Origin of the sequence: Pseudomonas sp. efr-133-TYG-23 (genome assembly GCF_030209215.1) — a bacterium.
In the GTDB taxonomy this organism is placed as follows: Bacteria; Pseudomonadota; Gammaproteobacteria; order Pseudomonadales; family Pseudomonadaceae; genus Aquipseudomonas; species Aquipseudomonas rhodesiae.
The window spans coordinates 14095-32838 of sequence record NZ_JARVSL010000013.1 but is presented as its reverse complement, the minus strand read 5'-3'; the positions used below and the strand labels follow the sequence as shown (position 1 = coordinate 32838).

20 protein-coding genes are annotated in these 18744 nt (G+C 60.9%); 8 read left to right on the top strand and 12 right to left on the bottom strand.

Going from position 1 to position 18744, the window contains the following annotated elements; translation table 11 throughout:
• Window positions 1-3: 3 nt before the first annotated feature.
• From QRN41_RS07915 to QRN41_RS07905, 3 genes are all read right to left on the bottom strand, one after another.
• Window positions 4-411: an SH3 domain-containing protein gene (locus tag QRN41_RS07915; protein WP_034100116.1), complete on the bottom strand. Its 408-nt coding sequence runs from the start codon at window positions 409-411 to the stop codon at window positions 4-6.
• 107 nt (window positions 412-518) lie between these two features.
• A complete protein-coding gene (locus QRN41_RS07910) occupies window positions 519-818 on the bottom strand; it encodes a YciI family protein (RefSeq protein WP_034139113.1) in 300 nt (99 codons plus the stop codon).
• Window position 819: 1 nt separating this feature from the next.
• On the bottom strand, window positions 820-1416 hold the full coding sequence (locus QRN41_RS07905; RefSeq protein ID WP_167416678.1) for a septation protein A: 597 nt from the start codon (window positions 1414-1416) through the stop codon (window positions 820-822).
• An 87-nt stretch (window positions 1417-1503) separates the two neighbouring features.
• Here QRN41_RS07905 and QRN41_RS07900 point away from each other — a divergent pair, with 87 nt between their 5' ends.
• The 5 genes from QRN41_RS07900 (at window position 1504) to rluB (ending at window position 6196) form a co-directional block, all read left to right on the top strand.
• The gene (locus tag QRN41_RS07900; protein ID WP_034100110.1) at window positions 1504-2367 is read left to right on the top strand and encodes a PHP domain-containing protein; all 864 of its coding nucleotides are present in this window, start codon (window positions 1504-1506) and stop codon (window positions 2365-2367) included.
• A 13-nt stretch (window positions 2368-2380) separates the two neighbouring features.
• Window positions 2381-3010 (top strand): L-threonylcarbamoyladenylate synthase, encoded by a 630-nt coding sequence (locus QRN41_RS07895; protein ID WP_034100108.1) that lies wholly within the window; start codon window positions 2381-2383, stop codon window positions 3008-3010.
• A complete protein-coding gene (locus QRN41_RS07890) occupies window positions 3011-3829 on the top strand; it encodes a segregation and condensation protein A (protein ID WP_034100107.1) in 819 nt (272 codons plus the stop codon).
• 12 nt (window positions 3830-3841) lie between these two features.
• On the top strand, window positions 3842-4756 hold the full coding sequence (scpB, locus tag QRN41_RS07885; RefSeq protein ID WP_040269289.1) for an SMC-Scp complex subunit ScpB: 915 nt from the start codon (window positions 3842-3844) through the stop codon (window positions 4754-4756).
• 231 nt (window positions 4757-4987) lie between these two features.
• Window positions 4988-6196 carry a 23S rRNA pseudouridine(2605) synthase RluB gene (gene rluB / locus QRN41_RS07880; protein ID WP_094065425.1) on the top strand — a complete coding sequence of 403 codons (1209 nt, stop codon included), beginning with the start codon at window positions 4988-4990 and terminating at the stop codon, window positions 6194-6196.
• Window positions 6197-6390: 194 nt separating this feature from the next.
• On the opposite strand, the gene QRN41_RS07875 is transcribed toward rluB, so the two are convergent.
• On the bottom strand, window positions 6391-7350 hold the full coding sequence (locus QRN41_RS07875) for a CgnE/CgnB domain-containing protein (protein ID WP_094065424.1): 960 nt from the start codon (window positions 7348-7350) through the stop codon (window positions 6391-6393).
• A 73-nt stretch (window positions 7351-7423) separates the two neighbouring features.
• The gene (locus QRN41_RS07870) at window positions 7424-7561 is read right to left on the bottom strand and encodes a hypothetical protein (protein ID WP_034100099.1); all 138 of its coding nucleotides are present in this window, start codon (window positions 7559-7561) and stop codon (window positions 7424-7426) included.
• A gap of 635 nt (window positions 7562-8196) precedes the next feature.
• Between QRN41_RS07870 and QRN41_RS07865 the strand changes: the two genes are divergently transcribed.
• Together QRN41_RS07865 and arfB are read left to right on the top strand one after the other, a co-directional pair.
• A complete protein-coding gene (locus tag QRN41_RS07865; RefSeq protein WP_034100097.1) occupies window positions 8197-9618 on the top strand; it encodes an amino acid permease in 1422 nt (473 codons plus the stop codon).
• Between the two features lie 109 nt (window positions 9619-9727).
• Window positions 9728-10141 (top strand): alternative ribosome rescue aminoacyl-tRNA hydrolase ArfB, encoded by a 414-nt coding sequence (arfB, locus tag QRN41_RS07860; protein WP_034114970.1) that lies wholly within the window; start codon window positions 9728-9730, stop codon window positions 10139-10141.
• Here the strand turns inward: arfB and QRN41_RS07855 are convergent.
• The 4 genes from QRN41_RS07855 to QRN41_RS07840 all read right to left on the bottom strand — a co-directional run bounded on the left by QRN41_RS07855 (window position 10138) and on the right by QRN41_RS07840 (window position 12248).
• A complete protein-coding gene (locus QRN41_RS07855; RefSeq protein ID WP_034114969.1) occupies window positions 10138-11334 on the bottom strand; it encodes an MFS transporter in 1197 nt (398 codons plus the stop codon). The two genes, arfB and QRN41_RS07855, sit on opposite strands and share 4 nt — an antisense overlap.
• Before the next feature lie 102 nt (window positions 11335-11436).
• Window positions 11437-11619, bottom strand: coding sequence for a hypothetical protein (locus QRN41_RS07850; protein ID WP_285421426.1), 183 nt, complete (start codon window positions 11617-11619; stop codon window positions 11437-11439).
• Window positions 11620-11691: 72 nt separating this feature from the next.
• On the bottom strand, window positions 11692-11820 hold the full coding sequence (locus QRN41_RS07845; RefSeq protein WP_259743740.1) for a hypothetical protein: 129 nt from the start codon (window positions 11818-11820) through the stop codon (window positions 11692-11694).
• A gap of 116 nt (window positions 11821-11936) precedes the next feature.
• Window positions 11937-12248 (bottom strand): Mpo1-like protein, encoded by a 312-nt coding sequence (locus QRN41_RS07840; RefSeq protein WP_123479078.1) that lies wholly within the window; start codon window positions 12246-12248, stop codon window positions 11937-11939.
• Window positions 12249-12407: 159 nt separating this feature from the next.
• On the opposite strand from QRN41_RS07840, the gene QRN41_RS07835 reads away from it, so the two are divergent.
• Window positions 12408-13466 carry an AraC family transcriptional regulator gene (locus QRN41_RS07835; protein ID WP_034100089.1) on the top strand — a complete coding sequence of 353 codons (1059 nt, stop codon included), beginning with the start codon at window positions 12408-12410 and terminating at the stop codon, window positions 13464-13466.
• Here QRN41_RS07835 and QRN41_RS07830 read toward each other — a convergent pair.
• From QRN41_RS07830 to QRN41_RS07820, 3 genes are all read right to left on the bottom strand, one after another.
• Window positions 13423-14877: a TrkH family potassium uptake protein gene (locus QRN41_RS07830; RefSeq protein WP_034100087.1), complete on the bottom strand. Its 1455-nt coding sequence runs from the start codon at window positions 14875-14877 to the stop codon at window positions 13423-13425. The two genes, QRN41_RS07835 and QRN41_RS07830, sit on opposite strands and share 44 nt — an antisense overlap.
• Window positions 14878-15115: 238 nt before the next feature.
• Window positions 15116-16459: an imelysin family protein gene (locus QRN41_RS07825; protein WP_285421425.1), complete on the bottom strand. Its 1344-nt coding sequence runs from the start codon at window positions 16457-16459 to the stop codon at window positions 15116-15118.
• A gap of 127 nt (window positions 16460-16586) precedes the next feature.
• On the bottom strand, window positions 16587-18638 hold the full coding sequence (locus tag QRN41_RS07820; RefSeq protein ID WP_034100084.1) for a putative bifunctional diguanylate cyclase/phosphodiesterase: 2052 nt from the start codon (window positions 18636-18638) through the stop codon (window positions 16587-16589).
• Window positions 18639-18744 lie beyond the last annotated feature (106 nt).

Genomic DNA, 18744 nt, shown 5'->3' with positions numbered 1-18744 from the left:
CACTCAATTTAGCCATTGTCGACGGCGACGGTGCCCCCCGCTGGCGAAGATCCCACACAACAGGGCAATCAAAGCAACGGCGCCACCGGTGACGAACCACTGCTGTTGCTCAGTCAGCCATCGGGTCAAGCCGCCGCCCTGTGCGTCTTTGAGTTGCTGGGCCAGGCGTTGGTTCTCTTGGCGAAGGCGACTCAATTGGGCGCTCTCGCGGGTCGCATCCGCGCTTTGCAGTTGCTTGCTCAGTTCTTCACGTTGCCGTTCGCTGTCTTTCAAGCGTTGCTGCAACTCGGTGATCTGGGCGCCGGCACTCAAGGACAGGGGCGTGGAGCTGCCGGTGTTCGAGGGTTCTTCAGCGTGGGCCGTAGCCCCGATCATTAACACTGCCAACAGACACAACTGACGTAAGCGCATCGGAACTCCTGATTCCACACGAATATTCAGAAGGTTGTCGGCAGGTTACCGGGAATAATGAGCCATTAGGAGTGTGCCGAACGCAATAGGTTCGGCACGCCTGCGGATTAAGGCAGGACTTGCTTGAACGGTTTGATCACCACGTTGGCGTAGACGCCTGCTGCCACGTACGGATCGGCGTCGGCCCAGGCTTTGGCGTCAGCCAGGGATGGAAATTCGGCGACGATCAGGCTGCCGGTGAAACCAGCCTCGCCCGGGTCATCGCTCTCGACGGCAGGGTGCGGGCCGGCCAGCACGATGCGGCCTTCGGCCTGCAGCTGCTTGAGGCGTTCGACGTGCGCCGGGCGCACGGACATGCGCTTATCCAGAGAGTGGGCAACATCGGTGGCAATGATGGCGTAGAGCATGTCAGTCCTCGGTCTTCGGCGTGGTGGGGTCGGTGTCATGCAGGTGGCGCGACAGGTAGATGCCTTGGCCGATCAGGAACAACACGGTCATGCCCAGGCTGCCGAACACTTTGAAGTCGACCCAGTATTCTTGAAAGGTAAAGGCCACAAACAGGTTGGCAGCGCCGCAGAACAGGAAAAACGCGATCCACGCCACGTTCAAGCGGGTCCAGACCGGCTCCGGCAAAGTCAGCGCATGGCCCATGATCCGCTTGATCAACAGGCGATCACCGATGAAATGGCTACCGATGAAAGCCAGGGCGAACAGCCAGTTCACCACCGGGGCTTTCCATTTAAGGAAGGTTTCGCTGTGGAAGGCCAGGGTCAGGCTGCCGAAGACCAGGCACGCGACCAGGGTCAGCCATTGGCTTTTTTCCAGTTTGCGCTGGGAGATGAAGAGGGCGCCATAGACCACGATAGAGCTGATGATCAGCACTGCGGTGGCGCTGTAGATGCCTCCGACGGTCAGCTCATGGCCGGCGATATCGATGACCCTGGGGTCGAGTTTGTAAACGATGAAAAACAGCAACAGCGGGATGAAGTCGATGAATTGTTTCACAGTAAGAGCCAGAAGCTGGATGTGTCGGCATAATAACAAACATCCTTGGTAGCGAAAGCGCCAGCTGACTTGAGGTTACAACCCCCCGTGAATGTTGATTTGCACTGCCACAGCACAGCCTCCGACGGCGCCCTGGCGCCCGCGGCACTGGTTGCGCGAGCGTTTGAACACGGCGTGCGAGTCCTGGCGTTGACCGACCACGACACCCTAGAAGGCCTGGACGAAGCCCGCGCGGCGGCCCAGGCGCTGGGCATGCAGCTGGTCAACGGTGTGGAGTTGTCCTGCACCTGGGGCGGCGCCACTATTCATGTACTGGGCTACGGTTTCGACCAGAATGCCGCGCCGCTGGTCCGGGCCATCGCCGATTTGCACGATGGGCGTTGGCTGCGGTCCGAAGAAATAAGCCGCAAGCTTGGCCTTAAAGGCATGCCCAACGCCCTCGAGGGTGCGCGGGCCATCCAGCAGGAGCTGGGCGACAGCGGCAACGCGCCGGCCCGTCCGCATTTTGCCGACTGGATGGTGCGCCAAGGATTCGTGCGGGACCGTGCCGAAGCCTTTCGCAAATGGCTGGGCGCCGGCAAGCTCGGTGACGTCAAGCAACACTGGCCAAGCCTGGAGGACACCGTCGAGACCCTGCGGGCCTCCGGGGCCTGGGTCAGCCTGGCGCATCCCTGGCATTACGATTTCACCCGCAGCAAACGTCGCAAGCTGATCGGCGACTATATTGGAGCGGGAGGCCACGCTATCGAAGTGGTCAACGGGCATCAACCCGCCGAGCAGGTTGGCAGTCTGGCGATTCTTGCCCGCGAATTTGGTCTGCTGGTCAGTGCCGGCAGTGACTTTCATGGCCCAGGCGGCTGGTCCGAGATCGGCGAGTATCGTCCGGTCCCGGAGGATTTGCCGCTCTTGTGGGGGCGATTCAAGCATGACCCCATTATTGCCACCGTCTGAACAGGTAGAGCACGTGAGTCAATTCTTCCAGATTCATCCGGAAAACCCCCAGCCACGCCTGATTAAACAGGCCGTGGAGATTATTCGCGCCGGCGGCGTGGTGATCTACCCCACCGATTCGTCCTACGCCATCGGTTGTCAGATCGGCGATAAAGGCGCGGTCGAACGGGTCAGACGTTTGCGTCAGTTGGACGACAAACACAACTTTGCGCTGATCTGCAGCGACCTGTCCCAATTGGGGTTGTTCGCCAAGGTCGATACCGGCACCTTCCGCCTGCTCAAGGCCCACACGCCGGGGCCTTACACCTTTATTCTCAACGCCACCCGCGAAGTGCCGCGCCTGCTGCTGCACCCCAAGAAGCGCACCATCGGCCTGCGCGTGCCGGAGCATCCGATTGCCCTGGCGCTGTTGGCCGAGCTGGGTGAGCCCCTGATGAGTGTGTCGCTGATCATGCCCGGCGAGACCGAGCCGCTGGAAGATCCGTACGAGATGCGTCAGCTCTTGGAAAAACAGGTGGACCTGATCATCGACGGCGGTTTCGGCGGCGCCAAGGCGTCCACCGTGATCAATCTGGCCGATGGCGAGCCGGAAGTGATCCGCGTCGGTTGCGGCGACCCCGCGCCCTTTATGGCCGAGGCCTGAATGTCGGCTGTGGAATCCGTCGATCCCCAGGCAGGCGCCCAGCAGGAACTGCCGTTCGCCATGGTCTACGGCCAGGCGGTCATGGAAATGCCGCTGGACCTGTACATCCCGCCGGATGCGCTGGAAGTGTTCCTGGAAGCGTTCGAAGGCCCGCTGGACTTGCTGCTGTACCTGATCCGCAAACAGAACATCAATATCCTCGACATCCCCGTGGCGGAAATCACCCGCCAGTACATGGGCTATGTCGAGCTGATGCAGTCGGTGCGTCTGGAGCTGGCCGCCGAGTATCTGGTGATGGCGGCCATGCTCGCCGAGATCAAATCGCGCATGCTGTTGCCGCGCTCGGAGACGGTGGAGGCCGAAGAGGATGACCCGCGCGCCGAACTGATCCGACGCCTGCAGGAGTACGAGCGCTTCAAGGCCGCCGCCGAGGGCATCGACGGCTTGAGCCGCGTCGGTCGTGATGTGGTGGTGCCCAAGCTCGACGCCCCCGAGGCCCGCGCGCGCAAGTTGCTGCCGGACGTGAGCCTGGAAGAATTGCTGATGTCCATGGCCGAGGTGCTGCGCCGGGGCGATATGTTTGAAAGCCACCAGGTCAGCCGCGAGGCGCTGTCCACCCGCGAGCGCATGAGCGATGTGCTGGAGCGCCTCAAGGGTGGCGGGTTTGTGCCGTTTGTCGAGCTGTTCACCGCCGAAGAAGGGCGCCTGGGTGTGGTGGTGACGTTTATGGCGATCCTCGAACTGGTCAAGGAATCCTTGGTCGAGCTGGTCCAGAATGAGCCTTTTGCGGCTATCCACGTGCGGGCGCGAGCCGAATAAAGAGCTGACACCATGAATCTGACTGAACCTCGCGAACTGGCCCCCTTGCTGGAGGCTTTTCTTTTGGCCTCGGGCAAGCCGCAGTCCCTGGAGCGCTTGTTCGAACTGTTTGAAGAGGCCGAGCGTCCCGAGCCGCCGGTGTTCAAGAAGGCCCTGGAGATCCTGCGTAAATCCTGCGACGGCCGTGCCTTTGAACTGCGCGAAGTAGCGTCGGGTTATCGCTTGCAGATCCGTGAGAAATTTTCCCCTTGGGTGGGGCGTTTGTGGGAAGAACGTCCGCAGCGCTATTCGCGGGCGATGCTGGAGACCATGGCATTGATTGCCTATCGCCAGCCGATCACCCGGGGCGAGATCGAGGATGTGCGCGGCGTGGCGGTCAACAGCCATATCGTCAAGACGCTGCTGGAGCGTGAGTGGATCCGCATCGTCGGCTACCGCGACGTGCCGGGCAAACCGGCGATGTTCGCCACCACCAAAGTGTTCCTCGACCACTTCAACCTGAAAAACCTCGATGACCTGCCGCCGCTCGCCGAATTGCGCGAAATGGAGGCCGAACCGGTACTCGATTTCGACGACGCGCCGGTTCCGGCGGGGTTGCAGGAACTGGCGGACGCCAGCGCCGAGCCGGAGGAGCCGAAGGACGAGACCAGTTTCCACACCTTGTTGCTGGAACTGGACGACATGGAGCAGGGCATCAAGACCGACTTCGATGACTTGCTGCGCGATGGTGACGCCGAGCCCGAAGCCCAGGCGAGCGTGGAGGTCGAACCTGAACCTGAGGACGATATCCTCGGCGTGGCCGAAGCCCGCGAAAAACTCCTGGCCGCCGTCGCCGCGCTCGAACAACCGCCCCTGAGCGACGAAGAAGACGAAGCCCGGGCCCTGGCCGAAGCCATCGAGAACGAACGCCGCCAGTTCGAAGACTGACGCAGTCCAATGTAGGAAGGGGCTTGCCCCCTTCCACAAGGGTTCAGCGGTGCTTTGGGCATCACCGGTCGGCGGAAAAATCAATGACCTGGCGCTTATCGACTACTCTCTGATGCGCAACGCGCGCCATGCGCGTATGATTCCCGACCCTTTGCCGAGCTATTCGGCCAAAGCCCCGCTTTCAACACTCTTCAGGCCACGCCTGAATCGACCCACCGGGAGGTGCTTAAGATGAACGATAAAGACCAGAACGACAGCCAGGAAATCGGCCCAGCAGGCGAAAAGCTGCAAAAGGTGCTGGCGCGTATCGGCGTGGGCTCGCGCCGCGACGTCGAAGCCTGGATCACCCAGAAGCGCATCAAGGTCAATGGCGTGGAAGCCACCCTTGGCCAGCGCGTCGATCTGCATGATGCAATCACCATCGATGGCAAGGTCATCAAGCGCGAAGAGGCCGCCGAATCGGTGCGCCGCGTGATCATGTACAACAAGCCCGATGGCGAGATCTGCACCCGTGACGACCCGGAAGGCCGTCCGACCGTGTTCGACAAGATGCCTAAGCCGAAAGAAGGCCGCTGGATCAATATCGGTCGTCTCGACATCAACACCACCGGCCTGCTGATGTTCACCACTGACGGCGAGCTGGCCAACCGTCTGATGCACCCGTCCTACGAGATGGACCGCGAATACGCAGTGCGTGTACGTGGCGAAGTCGACGACGAGATGATCGAACGCCTCAAGGCCGGTGTGGTGCTGGAAGACGGCCCCGCCAAGTTCACCGACATCAAGCAGGCACCGGGTGGCGAAGGCTTCAACCACTGGTACCACTGCGTGGTGATGGAAGGCCGTAACCGCGAAGTGCGCCGTCTGTGGGAATCCCAGGGCCTGGTGGTCAGCCGCCTCAAGCGCGTGCGTTTCGGCCCGGTGTTCCTGAATTCCGACCTGCCGATGGGGCGCTGGCGCGAAATGAGCCAGTACGAAGTCGACATCCTCAGTGCCGAAGTAGGCCTGACCCCGGTGGCGATGCCGCAGATGAACGCCAAGAGCAAAGACAAGCTTGAGCGGATGCAGCGTAAATCGTCGCGCCCGGTAGCCCGTACCGAACGCGTTGCGCGCACCCTGCGCCCGGCCCTGAATGCACCGGCGACTGGCGGGCGCATCTCCCGCGAACCGCACATCGAAGGCGAGCGTCGCCCGACCGCGCCGTCGCGTCAGGAAGGCGAACGTGCGCCACGCGCTCCGCGACCTGCACCGACCGGTGGCCGCAGCAACCGCGGTGAAGCCGATCGCCCGGCCGACAGCGCCAGCACCAAGCGCCCAGCCAAGCCGGCGGCGAACAAACGCCCTGGCCCGAAACTGGTCGCGGACGAGCCATCGGGCAAGCGCCGTGGTGCTCCGGCCGGTTCCGGTCAGCGTCCAGGGTTTGGTCGCAAGAAGCCTTAAGAGCAGTGGTAAGTTTTTAGCTGCAAGCTGTAAGAAAAAGCGCTAGCCCTCACAGGCTGGCGCTTTTTTCTTGAGGCTTGCGACCTGTAGCTTGTAGCTTGTAGCTTGTAGCTCGCGACTCGCGACTCGCGACTCGCGACTCGCGACTCTCGACTCTCGACTCGTGACTTGTAGCTTGCGACTTGTAGCTGGCGCTAGAACGCAAACCTGCCATCGAACACCGGCTTGTCATCCAACGCCAACACCCCACTGGCAAAGATCAAGTCCAGGTGATGACTGCCTTTCTGCCCGCCACCCAAGCCTAGATGCAGACCGCAATGGCGCTCCTCGAAGCCAGCATTGCGTGCGTATAAATCCTTGACCCCTTCATTGGTGCCGATGCCGAGTTCCTCCACACGGCGGTTGGACGGGTTGGCGTTGAGGTATTTGTTGAAGTCATCGGCCAGCCCCGGCACGTCGCTGGCCACGCTGCAGATGGTCGAATTCTCGATCCACAGCTCCAGCGGTGATTGCAGCACGCCGTATTTACGCGCGAAGGGGATGGTGCTGAGGAAGGTGCCGACAAACCGCACCTGACCATTGATCGCTTCGCTGTGGGTGGCGATCTCGCCGGGAGCCAGGTCGTGGTTGCCGACGCCGTTGATATTCGTCCACTTCTTGATACTGCTCAGGGGCGCCTGGAGGCGTGAGCCGTGCTTGTCGGTGAAGCTCAGCACCGTGGCCTGGCCCATGCGCCGGATCAGCGTGGCGTTGAGGTCGGCGATGCGTTGTGGCTCGACGCTGAACGTATCGTAGAAATAGTCGCCGTAATCCTTGAACAGCAGGGACTTCTTCCAGTGTTCGGCCATCACCGCTTGCAGGGCGCGGATAAAGTCCGGGCCTTCGGCGCGTGGGTTGGGCAGCGTAGAGGAATCGTAGAGGAACAGGTACAGGTCGCAGGCTTCGATGGCCTGAGCCATGGCATCGCTGGCGGTCAGGTCCAGGCGCTGCACTTGGAAATTGAAGCGACCGGCGCTGCCTTGGGTAATGGCGCGGGCGATAGCGTCATAGCGCTCGGTATGGCCCAGTAGCACGGTCGGGCAGCTCAGGCCGTTGAGGGCCGGATGATGAGCCAGGTAGTAGAGGAAATGTTCGACGGCGCGGGCCTTGTCCATGACGGATGTCCTTGTGTGTCTTGGGTAAGGGAGCGGATGCCGTGCACAGCACCCGCTGGATGCCTGTCGTGGGTTAGAAAGGCCACATCGCGGTGCCAAACGGCACAACGGCATCGGCTTGCATCATTTCTACGGCGGCCTCATGGGTCGGCGCTTCAAACCAATCGTCGAGTTGCAGTTCGGTTTCCAGGTCGTTTTCCAGTACTTGCATGGTGTATCTCCTAGAGGACGTTGTTTGAGAACGGCTTGCCAGCGGTCTCGCTGGGCAAGTGGGAAACCTAGGTGAGGGTGTTTCAGAATGCAAAATTTTTATTGACACGGTTTCATTTGGATTTTTTGTTCTGATTTTTTGCGCGAATTTTTTTCCGAGGAAATTCAAGACACTGGGGATGGCTATCATGAAGGAAATTTCTGAGCGTCAATTTTCCCGTGAGTTACAGCTGTAACGAGGATTTTCCGCGCTGTAACGATTAATTTACGACTTATTCGCCGCATTATTGAGTTATTCGGCGCTGTAAGGAATGCCTGACAGATCGTCGCACGCCCGCTGCAATGGCCGCCCCAGGCTGTCGAGCGGTGTACAATGCGCGCGTTTTACTGTGACCCCCCTTTGCGTACCTGCGCAAAAGGCCAAAACCTGGGGTTAACCACCCCGATCACTCCGCCCGGCCACGAGCCGGACGGGTTCGATTTCGTCACAGATAAAAACAAACAGGTGACGCATGACCCTTAGAAAGACGCTGTATTCCTGGTGCCTGCGCTGGGGTTTGAGCGGCGCTGCTTGAGCAGAGATTCAAGACAGCAACGTGCATTCAACATCATCAAACCTTGCGTGAGACCCTTTCCATGAGTGGACCCGATTCCTCTTCAGGCGAACTGAAACGTGGCCTGAAAAACCGTCATATCCAGTTGATCGCCCTCGGTGGCGCCATCGGCACCGGCCTGTTCCTGGGCTCGGCCGGCGTGCTCAAGTCCGCCGGCCCGTCGATGATCCTGGGTTATGCCATCTGCGGCTTCATTGCCTTCATGATCATGCGCCAGCTTGGCGAAATGATCGTCGAAGAGCCGGTTGCCGGTTCCTTCAGTCATTTTGCCCACAAGTACTGGGGCGGTTTCGCCGGCTTCCTGTCGGGCTGGAACTGCTGGATTCTGTACATTCTGGTGGGCATGTCGGAGCTGACGGCTGTTGGCAAGTACGTGCACTACTGGTGGCCGGAGATCCCGACCTGGGTCTCTGCGGCGGCCTTCTTCGTGCTGATCAATGTGATCAACCTGGCCAACGTCAAAGTGTTCGGCGAAGCCGAGTTCTGGTTTGCCATCATCAAAGTGGTGGCGATTGTCGGCATGATTGCCCTGGGCAGCTACTTGTTGGTCAGCGGCAGCGGCGGTCCGCAGGCGTCGGTGAGCAACCTGTGGGACCACGGCGGCTTCTTCCCCCACGGCGTCGGCGGCTTGGTGATGGCCATGGCGATCATTATGTTCTCGTTTGGCGGCCTGGAAATGCTCGGTTTTACCGCTGCCGAAGCCGATCAGCCGCGCACCGTGATCCCCAAGGCGATCAATCAGGTGATCTACCGCATCCTGATTTTCTACATCGGCGCCCTGGTGGTGCTGTTGTCGCTGACGCCCTGGGACAGCCTATTGACGACCCTCAACGCGTCCGGCGATGCCTACAGCGGCAGCCCGTTCGTGCAGGTGTTCTCGATGCTGGGCAGCAACACCGCGGCACATATCCTCAACTTCGTGGTGTTGACGGCGGCGCTGTCGGTGTACAACAGCGGCACGTACTGCAACAGCCGCATGCTGCTGGGCATGGCCGAACAGGGCGATGCCCCGCGGGCGCTGGCCAAGATCGACAAGCGCGGCGTGCCGGTACGTTCGATCCTCGCCTCGGCGGCGATCACCCTGGTGGCGGTGCTGATGAACTACCTGATCCCGCAGCACGCGTTGGAACTGTTGATGTCGTTGGTGGTGGCCACGCTGGTGATCAACTGGGCGATGATCAGCTTTTCCCACTTCAAATTCCGCCAACACATGAACCGCACCGGCCAGGTGCCGTTGTTCAAGGCGCTGTGGTACCCGTACGGTAATTACATCTGCCTGGCGTTCGTGGTGTTTATCCTGGTGGTCATGCTGATGATTCCGGGCATCCAGGTGTCGGTGTATGCGATCCCGGTGTGGGTGGCGTTCATGGCCGTGTGTTATTGGATCAAGAACAAACGCAGTGCGCAGCAGCGTCTGGACTTGGTCGCGTCTGCGCTGAAGTAAGGATTTTTTGCAGTCGAGCAAACCCGGCCATGCGCCGGGTTTGTCGTTTTAGGGCATAGGCTGAGCGCATTCGCGTATCCTTGGCCGCCCCCAGAGGAACCTATTGCCCATGCTGGTGATTTCCAACAACGTCCACCTGCCCGATGCCGAAATCGAGCTGACTGCCATCCGCGCCCAGGGTGCTGGCGGGCAGAACGTCAACAAGGTGTCGAGCGCGGTGCACCTGCGATTCGATATCCCTGCGTCGTCGCTGCCAGAGTTCTACAAAGAGCGGCTGCTGGCGCTGCGTGACAGTCGCATCACCAGCGACGGTGTGCTGGTGCTCAAGGCTCAGTCGTATCGGACCCAAGAGCAGAATCGCGCCGATGCGCTGGCGCGGCTGGTGGAATTGATCCAGAGCGCCACCAAGGTGGAGAAGAAGCGTCGCCCGACCAAGCCGACCCTGGGTTCGAAGAAGCGTCGCCTGGAATCCAAGACCAAGCGCGGCAGCATCAAGGCCGGGCGCGGCAAGGTCGATTTCTAGGCGTCGCGTGCTTCGCGGGCTTTGGGCGCCTGACGATACAAGTACAGGCTTAGCAGCAAGCCACCGAGGGCGGCGAGGGCGGCGAACAGAAAGATCGAGGCAAAGCCGAAGCCTGCCGCCACGGCGCCGGCCAGCGGGCCGGTGACGCCCAGTGATAAGTCGATGAACAACGAATAAGCCCCCACCGCCGAGCCACGGCTGGAGGCCGGCACCAGGTTGACCGCCTCCACCCCCAGCGCCGGAAACACCAGGGAAAACCCGAAGCCGCTCAACGCCGCGCCCGCCAGGGCCAGGTTGGCGTCCGGGGCCAGCCACAGCAACAGTAGACCGAGGATCTCCACCGACAGGCAGGCGATTGCTACGCGAAAGCCGCCGATGCGGTTGATCAGGTTGCCAAACAACAGGCGCGCCCCGATAAAGCTGGCACCGAACAGGCTCAAGGCCCACACCGCGTTATCCCAGTGCTGGGTGGTGTAATACAAGGTGATGAACGTGGCGATAGTGCCAAAGCCGATAGAGCCCAGGGCCAGCGCGCAGCCGTGAGGCAGCACGCGCCCCAACACATTCATAAATGGCAGGCGCACACCGCTCACAATCGGCGCCGCGACTTTGTTCCACGCCAGCAACAGCCCCACGGCGGCCAGCAGGATGATGCTCACCCCCATGCTCCACAGCCCCAGATGGCTGACCAGCAGCACCCCCAACGGCGCGCCGACGGCCAGCGCGCCATAGCTGGCGATACCGTTCCACGAGATGACTTTGGCGGTGTTGGCCGCGCCTACGCGGCCGATGCCCCAACCGATGGCGCCCGAACCCACCAGGCTCTCAGCGCTGCCCAGCACCAGACGGCCGATCAGCAGGCTGCCAAGGCTCAGCGCCGGCAGGCTGGAAAACCACGCCGCCAGCAGCATGAACACACCGCTCAGGCCGCAGCCCGTCAGGCCGATCAGCACGGCGCGCTTGCTGCCCAGGTTATCGATGATGCGCCCGGCGTACGGGCGGCTCAGCAATGTGGCCAGGTATTGCACGCTGATCACCAGCCCGGCGATCACCGCGCCAAACCCCAGTTCGCTGTGCACATAGCCTGGCAATACGGCCAGGGGAATGCCGATATTCAGGTAACCGATAAAGGTGAATAAGACGATGGAAACAACTTGCAGCGTGACCGCCATGGGGCGCTGGGTATCGGGCATGGGAAGGGTCCACATTCGCAGCAGGTAAAGATAGGCTGCTAATGATACCGGTGGTTTGGCCCGCGCAGGGCGGCAATCCACAAAAAGCTCAGTTCAAAAAGCTCAAGCTTGGGCAGGGCTCAGCAATTGCGTGGTCACCAGAGCGGCGAGGGCGTTTTCCTGGGTACCGAAACGCTTGAGCAGCATGGCTTGCTTATCGGAGCTCAGGCGATTCCACACCTCGACCATCTGCAAGGCGGCATCGAGGATGGCTGTGTCCGGGTTGTCGGGGAGGGTGTCGGTCATGGGGGAATCTCTTGGCTTCAGGCAGTGTGGAAAGCGCTCAATGGTGCGCTTTCCACACGGTCTGGTACGGCGTCAGTCCTGGCGTTCGCTGTCGACTGGTTTGGCTTCTTTGGCCTCAGGCTGCTTGTCGCTGGCCTGTTGCGGGGTTGGCTGCTCAGTTTCGTGCAGGCTTGGGAAGGGGAGATTAGGGATCTCGTGCATTGTCGTCGCTCCTCGCAAAGTCTGTTTTTTTCAATCGCAGGTGATTCCGCGCTTTCAAAAAGCTTTCGCAGGATACAGCACTGTAAATGACAAAAAGATTTTTATATCCACATGACCTAGAACGGCACTTTGCCCAGAATCATGTCGCGGTACATCACAAAATCCCCCAGCAGGCTGTAGAACGGGTGCTGAAACGTCGCCGGACGGTTCTTTTCGAAGAAGAAGTGCCCAACCCAGGCAAAGCCGTAGCCGGCGATCGGCACCGCCAGCAGCAAGCCAAGTGAACCTCGGCCAATGGCATACGCCAGGATGGCGATCACCAGCGTGGTGCCGATAAAGTGCAGGCGGCGACAGGTGCTGTTGCCATGTTCCTGTAGGTAATAGGGGTAGAACTCGGCGAAGCTGTTGAATCGCTTGAGATTTTCCACGATGGCCGGCCCTTTGATTGTTATGCCGCCCAACAGATGTTCGGCGGGGAGCTTATTTGAGTCTAGAGTGATCACTGGTAACAGCCAGTGACAATAGATGCCACTTTAGTATCCTTGCCTTCCTGGCTGGCTTTGAGCCTGCTTAATTAAGAAGACGCCATGAGCGAACGAACAACTTCTGCAAGCTGGGCGATGGGGATAGTCAAGGCATTGGAAATGGACGGCCTCGATTGCCAAGCCCTGTTCAAGCAACTGGGTTTGGACTACGCCGCCCTGAGCGATCCCGACGCGCGCTTCCCGCAGGACTCCATGACCCGGCTGTGGCAGCGCGCGGTGGAGCTGTCAGGCAACCCGGCGATTGGCTTGAACATGGGCAAAGTGGTGCGCCCGGCGTCGTTCCATGTGGCTGGTTATGCGCTGATGTCCAGCAACACCCTGGCCGAAGGCTTTATGCGGCTGGTGCGCTATCAGCGCATCATTGCCGAAAGTGCCGACTTGAGTTTCCGTCTGTTACCCGAAGGCTATGCGCTGATTCTGACGGTGCATGGCGACCATCTGCCTCCAACCCGACAAAGCGCCGAAGCCTCCCTGGCCTGTGCGCTGGCGCTATGCGGCTGGTTGACCGGGCGAACCCTGCATCCGCGCAAAGTCCTGTTACAAGGCGAACCACCGCTGGACCTGGCGCCCTACAAGCAAGCGTTCCATGCGCCGCTGGAATTCAATGCGCCCTATGACGCGTTGATCTTCGAGCGTGCCGATATGGACACACCGCTGCCCACGGCCAATGAAGCCATGGCGCTGCTGCATGATCGCTTTGCCGGCGAATACCTGGCGCGCTTCTCGGAAAGCCGTGTGACCCACAAGGCGCGTCAGGTGCTCTGCCGCTTGCTGCCGCAGGGCGAGCCCAAGCGCGAGGTCGTGGCCCGGACGCTGCACCTGTCCCAACGCACCTTGCAACGGCGTTTGCAGGAAGAGGGCACCAGTTTCCAAACTTTGCTCGACGACACGCGGCGCGAATTGGCTGAGCAGTACCTGGCGCAGCCGAGCATGACCTTGCTGGAAATTGCCTACCTGTTGGGGTTCGCCGACCCGAGTAATTTCTTTCGCGCGTTTCGTCGTTGGTTCGATGCCACGCCCGGCGAGTACCGGGCGCGGTTGCAGGACGCGTCGACGGTCAGTGACGCCAGAACGCCGGGATACACAGAACAAAGACTGTGATGATCTCCAGTCGGCCCAGCAGCATGCCCAGGGACAGGATCCACTTGGCCGCATCCGGCAGGCTGGCAAAGTTGCCGGCCGGGCCAATGGTCTCTCCCAGGCCTGGGCCGACGCCGGACACGGTGCTGGCGGCGCCGGTCAGGGCGGTCATCCAGTCCAGGCCCAGCAGCGACAGGGCCAGGGCGATGGCGCAGATGGTGATGGCGAAGAAAAACGAAAAGGTCAGGATCGAGCGCACGATCTCTTCGTCGAGGCGGTGGCCGTTGTACTTCTGCTTGATCACCGCGCGTGGGTGAATCAATTGGTTCAAGTTGGCCTTGAGCAGGATGTAAGCCACTTGAAAGCGGAAAATCTTGATGCCGCCCGCCGTGGAGCCCGAACAGCCGCCGATAAACCCCAGGTAGAAGAACAGCATCAGTGAGAAATTGCCCCACAAGCTGTAGTCCCCCAGCGCAAAACCGGTGGTGGTCACTACCGATGTGACGTTCAGCGCGACGTGGCGCAGCGCCTCCAGCCAGTGCAGATTGGTGGTCCACCAGTACCAGGTGCCGAGCACCAGCCAGGTCACCAGCAGCAAGCCAAGCAGACCTTGCACCTGCTGATCCTTGATCAACGCCCGACGGTTGCCGCGCAACGTGGCGACGTACAAGGTGAACGGCAGGCTGCCGAGGATCATCACCACCACCGCCACCCAGTGCACCGCCGGTTGCTCCCAGTGGGCCAGTGACTGATCGGAGGTGGAGAAACCACCGGTGGAAATCGCCGACATTGCATGGTTGATCGCGTCGAACAGGCCCATACCAGCCCACCAGAACGCCAGGCTGCCGAGGATGGTGATGCCCACATACGCCGCCACGATCAGCCGCGCCACCATATGCGAGCGCGGCATGACCTTTTCCGAACGGTCCGAGGATTCGGTCTGGAACAGACGCATGCCACCAATGCGCAGCAGCGGCAGGATCGCCACCGCCATGCCGATAAACCCGATGCCCCCCAGCCAGTGCAGCAGCGAGCGCCACATCAGGATGCCCGGCGACATACTGTCCAGACCGCTCAGCACCGTGGACCCGGTGGCGGTGATGCCGGACATGCTTTCGAAAAACGAGTCGGTATAACTGATGTGCTGGGTCAGCAGAAACGGCAACGCGGCGAACACACACACCACCAGCCAACTGCTGACGGTGAGCAGGTACATGTCCCGCGGGCGCAGGTGCACCTGTTCGGGGCGACCGGGGATAACCAGCGCCAGGCCGGCGACAAACGTGATCAGGCTGGCCCATAAAAAGGAGGGTAGGTCGCTGGTGCGTTCGAAAATGACCAGAGTGGCCATGGGCACAACCATGGCGATCGCAAGGGTGATCAGGAAGATGCCGATGATGAATCCGATGATGCGCAGGGTCGGCAACGCCATGAAGTTCGCTCGAGATAGGGCAGAGGCGCCATTCTACCTGGGGTGCAGGGCATGTAAACCTGCGTAGCCGGGAACGCCGTGACTCAAATGTGGGAGCGGGCATGAATCCCGATGTCGGTGGATCAGCCGATACCGCCCTCACTGAAACACTGCCATCGGGGTCAAGCGCCCTCTCACATGGTTTTGTGTGGCTATAAAAAAGGCGACCCGAAGGTCGCCTCTTTCAACTCGGCACTGATCAGAACTCGTGATCGGCGCTATCCGGGTTCAGGTCGCTGATGCCCAGCTTACCCGCTGCGGCTTCGATCGACCCGGTTTGCTTGACCAGGGCGGCGATGGCGTCGCGCACGATCTGGTTACCGGCGTCGTTACCGGCGGCGATCAATTGGTCGTAGTGCTCGCCCTTGTTGGCGTGGTCGACCATGACCTGGATCTTCGCTTCGGTGGCCGCCAGGTCCGCTTTCAACGAGGTATCGGCAGCCGGGTCGGCCTTGGCCACCAGGGAGGACAGGCTAGCGCCGGTCATCTTGGTACCGTCGACACGGGTGTACTCGCCCAGATAGACGTTACGGATGCCCTTGGCGTCATAGAAGTGCGAGTTGTGGGTGTTGTCGCTGAAGCAGTCCTGCTCGTCTTCCGGCGAGTTGGCTTCCAGGGATACTTTCATCCGCTCGCCAGCCAGTTCGCCCAGGGACAGGCTGCCCATGCCGAACAGCATTTTGCGCAGGCCGTCGGTGGCCGGTTCTGCTTCCAGCGTGGCGCGGTAGTTGTCTTCGACGTTGGGTTTCCAGTTGCCGACCATTTCTTCCAGATCGCTGACCAGCAATTGGGTGACCGCGCTCAGGTAGGCACGGCGACGCTCGTTGTGGCCGCCGGTGGCACCGGCACCGGTCAGGTAGTCCGAGGCCGGGCGGTTGCCGGCGCCTGGGCCGGTGCCGTTGAGGTCCTGGCCCCACAGCAGGAATTCGATGGCGTGGTAGCCGGTGGCCACGTTGGCCTCGGAACCGCCCAGCTCATTGAGGCTGGCGAGTTTTTCCGGGGTGATGTCTTTCACATCGACCTTGTCTTCGCCGACCTGAACCTGGGTGTTGGCGATGATGTTGGCGGTGGCGCCGGGGTTACCCAAGGCGTGCTCGTAGGACTTGTCGACATAGTCGATCAGGCCTTCGTCCAGGGGCCATGCGTTCACTTGGCCTTCCCAGTCGTCGATGATGGTGTTGCCGAAGCGGAACACTTCGCTCTGCAAGTACGGTACGCGCGCGGCGATCCAGGCGGTGCGCGCGGCTTTCAAGGTTTCATCGTTGGGCTTGGCGAGGAACGCGTCGATGGCGGTTTGCAGGGTTTTTGCGGTGGATTCGGCATCGCTGTACACCGCGAACACCATGTCGGCGTAGTGCGCGACCACCGCCTTGGCGGCGGCTTCGTCGACTTTTGCGGCAGGGGCGGCCGCCGCTGGCGCGGCAGTGCTGGCCGCCGGGGTCGGCGCCTGGGGCGCGGCGGCTTTGTCTTTACCTTCGCCGCAGCCGGCGAGAGAAATGGCAATGGCCAGCAGACTGGCGGTGGCCAGGGGCATACGAATCATGGCGAACATCCTGCTTCGGTTGTTGAGAGGGCGCGCGGGGGGTGCGCAAAACTGCAACATAATGCGAAAGATTTGCATTTTGTGTAAAGGGTTATACGCGGGAAATATTCAGTATCGTTTCGCCAGGTCAAAGAATGGCCGCGTTATTGCGCTCGACTTGCTTCAAAAAAACCGCCAACTCCCGCGCCGGCAGGGGTTTGCTGTAGTAGTAACCCTGACCCTCGTGGCAGCCCTCGGCGATGATATAAGCCTCCTGCTCGGCGGTTTCCACCCCCTCGGCGATCACCTGCATGCCCAGGCTCTTACCCAGTTGAATGATCGCCCGCACGATGGTGGCATCGTCATCATCGTCCAGCAGGTCCTGGACGAAGCTCTTGTCGATCTTGATCTTGTCCAGCGGCAGGCTTTTGAGATAACTCAGGGAGGAATAACCGGTGCCGAAGTCATCGATAGCGATCAAGGCACCGGAGCGCCGCAGGCTCAGCAGGTGCTGGGCGGCGGTGCTGATGTCTTCCATCAGGCCGGTCTCGGTGACCTCCAGCTCAAGGCTACGTGGCGGCAGGCGGTAGATTTGCATCAGATTGTTGACCACCCGTGGCAGCTCGGCGTGGTGCAGCTGCACCGTCGAGAGGTTGACCGCCATGCGCAGTTGGGTGAAGCCCTGGTCATGCCATTCGCGCAATTGCCGGCAGGCGTGATCCAGCACCCATTCGCCAATGGGAATAATGGTGCCGTTCTGCTCGGCCAGGGGGATGAACAGGTCCGGCGGTACCAGGCCATGCTCGGGGTGCTGCCAGCGCAGCAAGGCTTCGACGCCGACCACCCGTTGTTCGCGATAGCTGACCTGCGGCTGATACACCAAGTGAAACTGCTCGCGGCTCAGGGCGTCGCGCAGGTCTTTTTCCAGCTCGCGGCGCCGGCGCATTTCGCTGTCGACGCTGGCGATATAGAACTGGTAACGGTTGCGTGAACGGCTCTTGGCCAGGGTCATGGTCTGCTCGGCTTTTTGGAGCAACTTCTCCGTGCTGTCGCCATCTTCAGGGAACAGCGTGATACCGATAGTGGCGCGCAGACGGATTTGTTCGTGCTCGAAGGCAAATTCCGCTTCGAGGTCATCCAAGATGCTTTGCGCCAGTTCGGCGGCCTCGTAGGGCTGGTCGATATCGGCCTGCACCAGGGCGAACTGATCGCCCCCCAGGCGGGCCAGGGCGCCGAGCCGGCCGCTGTGGGCGCGCAGGCGGTCGGCCAGGGCCAGGAGCAATTTATCGCCGGCCTGGTAAGTGAACTGCTCATTGACGCTTTTAAAATCGTCCAGCCCCACACACAGCACCGCGACACGGCGCTGACGACGGCCGGCGTCGATCAGGATTTTGTCCAGCTGCTCCTGCAGTTTCTGGCGGTTCGGCAGGCCGGTGAGAAAGTCATACTGAGCCATGCGCAGCAGGCTGGATTCGGCTTCGTGGCGCAGGTGGGTGTTGCGTTCGATGGATTCGAGTAACTGATTGGCGGTATTGATCCACAACCCCAGTTCGTTGCGTTCGTGGCCCTTGAGCTGTGGGATTTTGTGTTCGCTGGGCCGGTCCGGGTTGACGGATGTCAGGTGCTCGATAATCCGCGACAGCGGTTTGGTCAGCAACCAGTGATAGACCAGATACAGCACCAGCCCCATGGCCAATGCGCGCAGCACCCCGGAAATGAAAATAATCACTGAATTGACGATAAATCCCTCACCGTAGGTGGCGGTGTCGAGGGTGATGCTCAGATCGCCGTAGTACTCACTGTAAGGGCCCTTGCCCACCAGGGGCGTGGTGAAGGTGCGTTCCTGGCCAAGAATGAGGTCGGTCAGCCAGCGGCTTGGGGCATGCTGCAACGCGCGGCTTTTTTCCGCCAACATGGTTTCGTTGGGATGGCCGATGGAGGCCATGCGCACCGCGTCGTCCTGAAACAGCCCCTCGATTACCTGCATGCCCATCTCGCGGTCCAGGCTATACACGGCCTGCGTAGAGGGGTCGCGAAACATATCGAGGATACGCTGGGCATCGCTGGCCACGGCCTGGCGCGTCTTGTAGGCGTCATACACGATCTGCGCCACGCTCAGCGCCACGCCCACGACCAACGCCGACAGCAGCACAACCCGTAGCAACTTCACCGACAAGCTGTTCTTGAGTTCCAGCTTCAAAGGGGCATTCCTTGTCTCATGCGGGTGGCCTTCAATATGCCATGAGTATTGGCAATCTGGTGATGGCAGTCAAAGGGACATTCGGGCAAGTGCGAAAACCGACAAG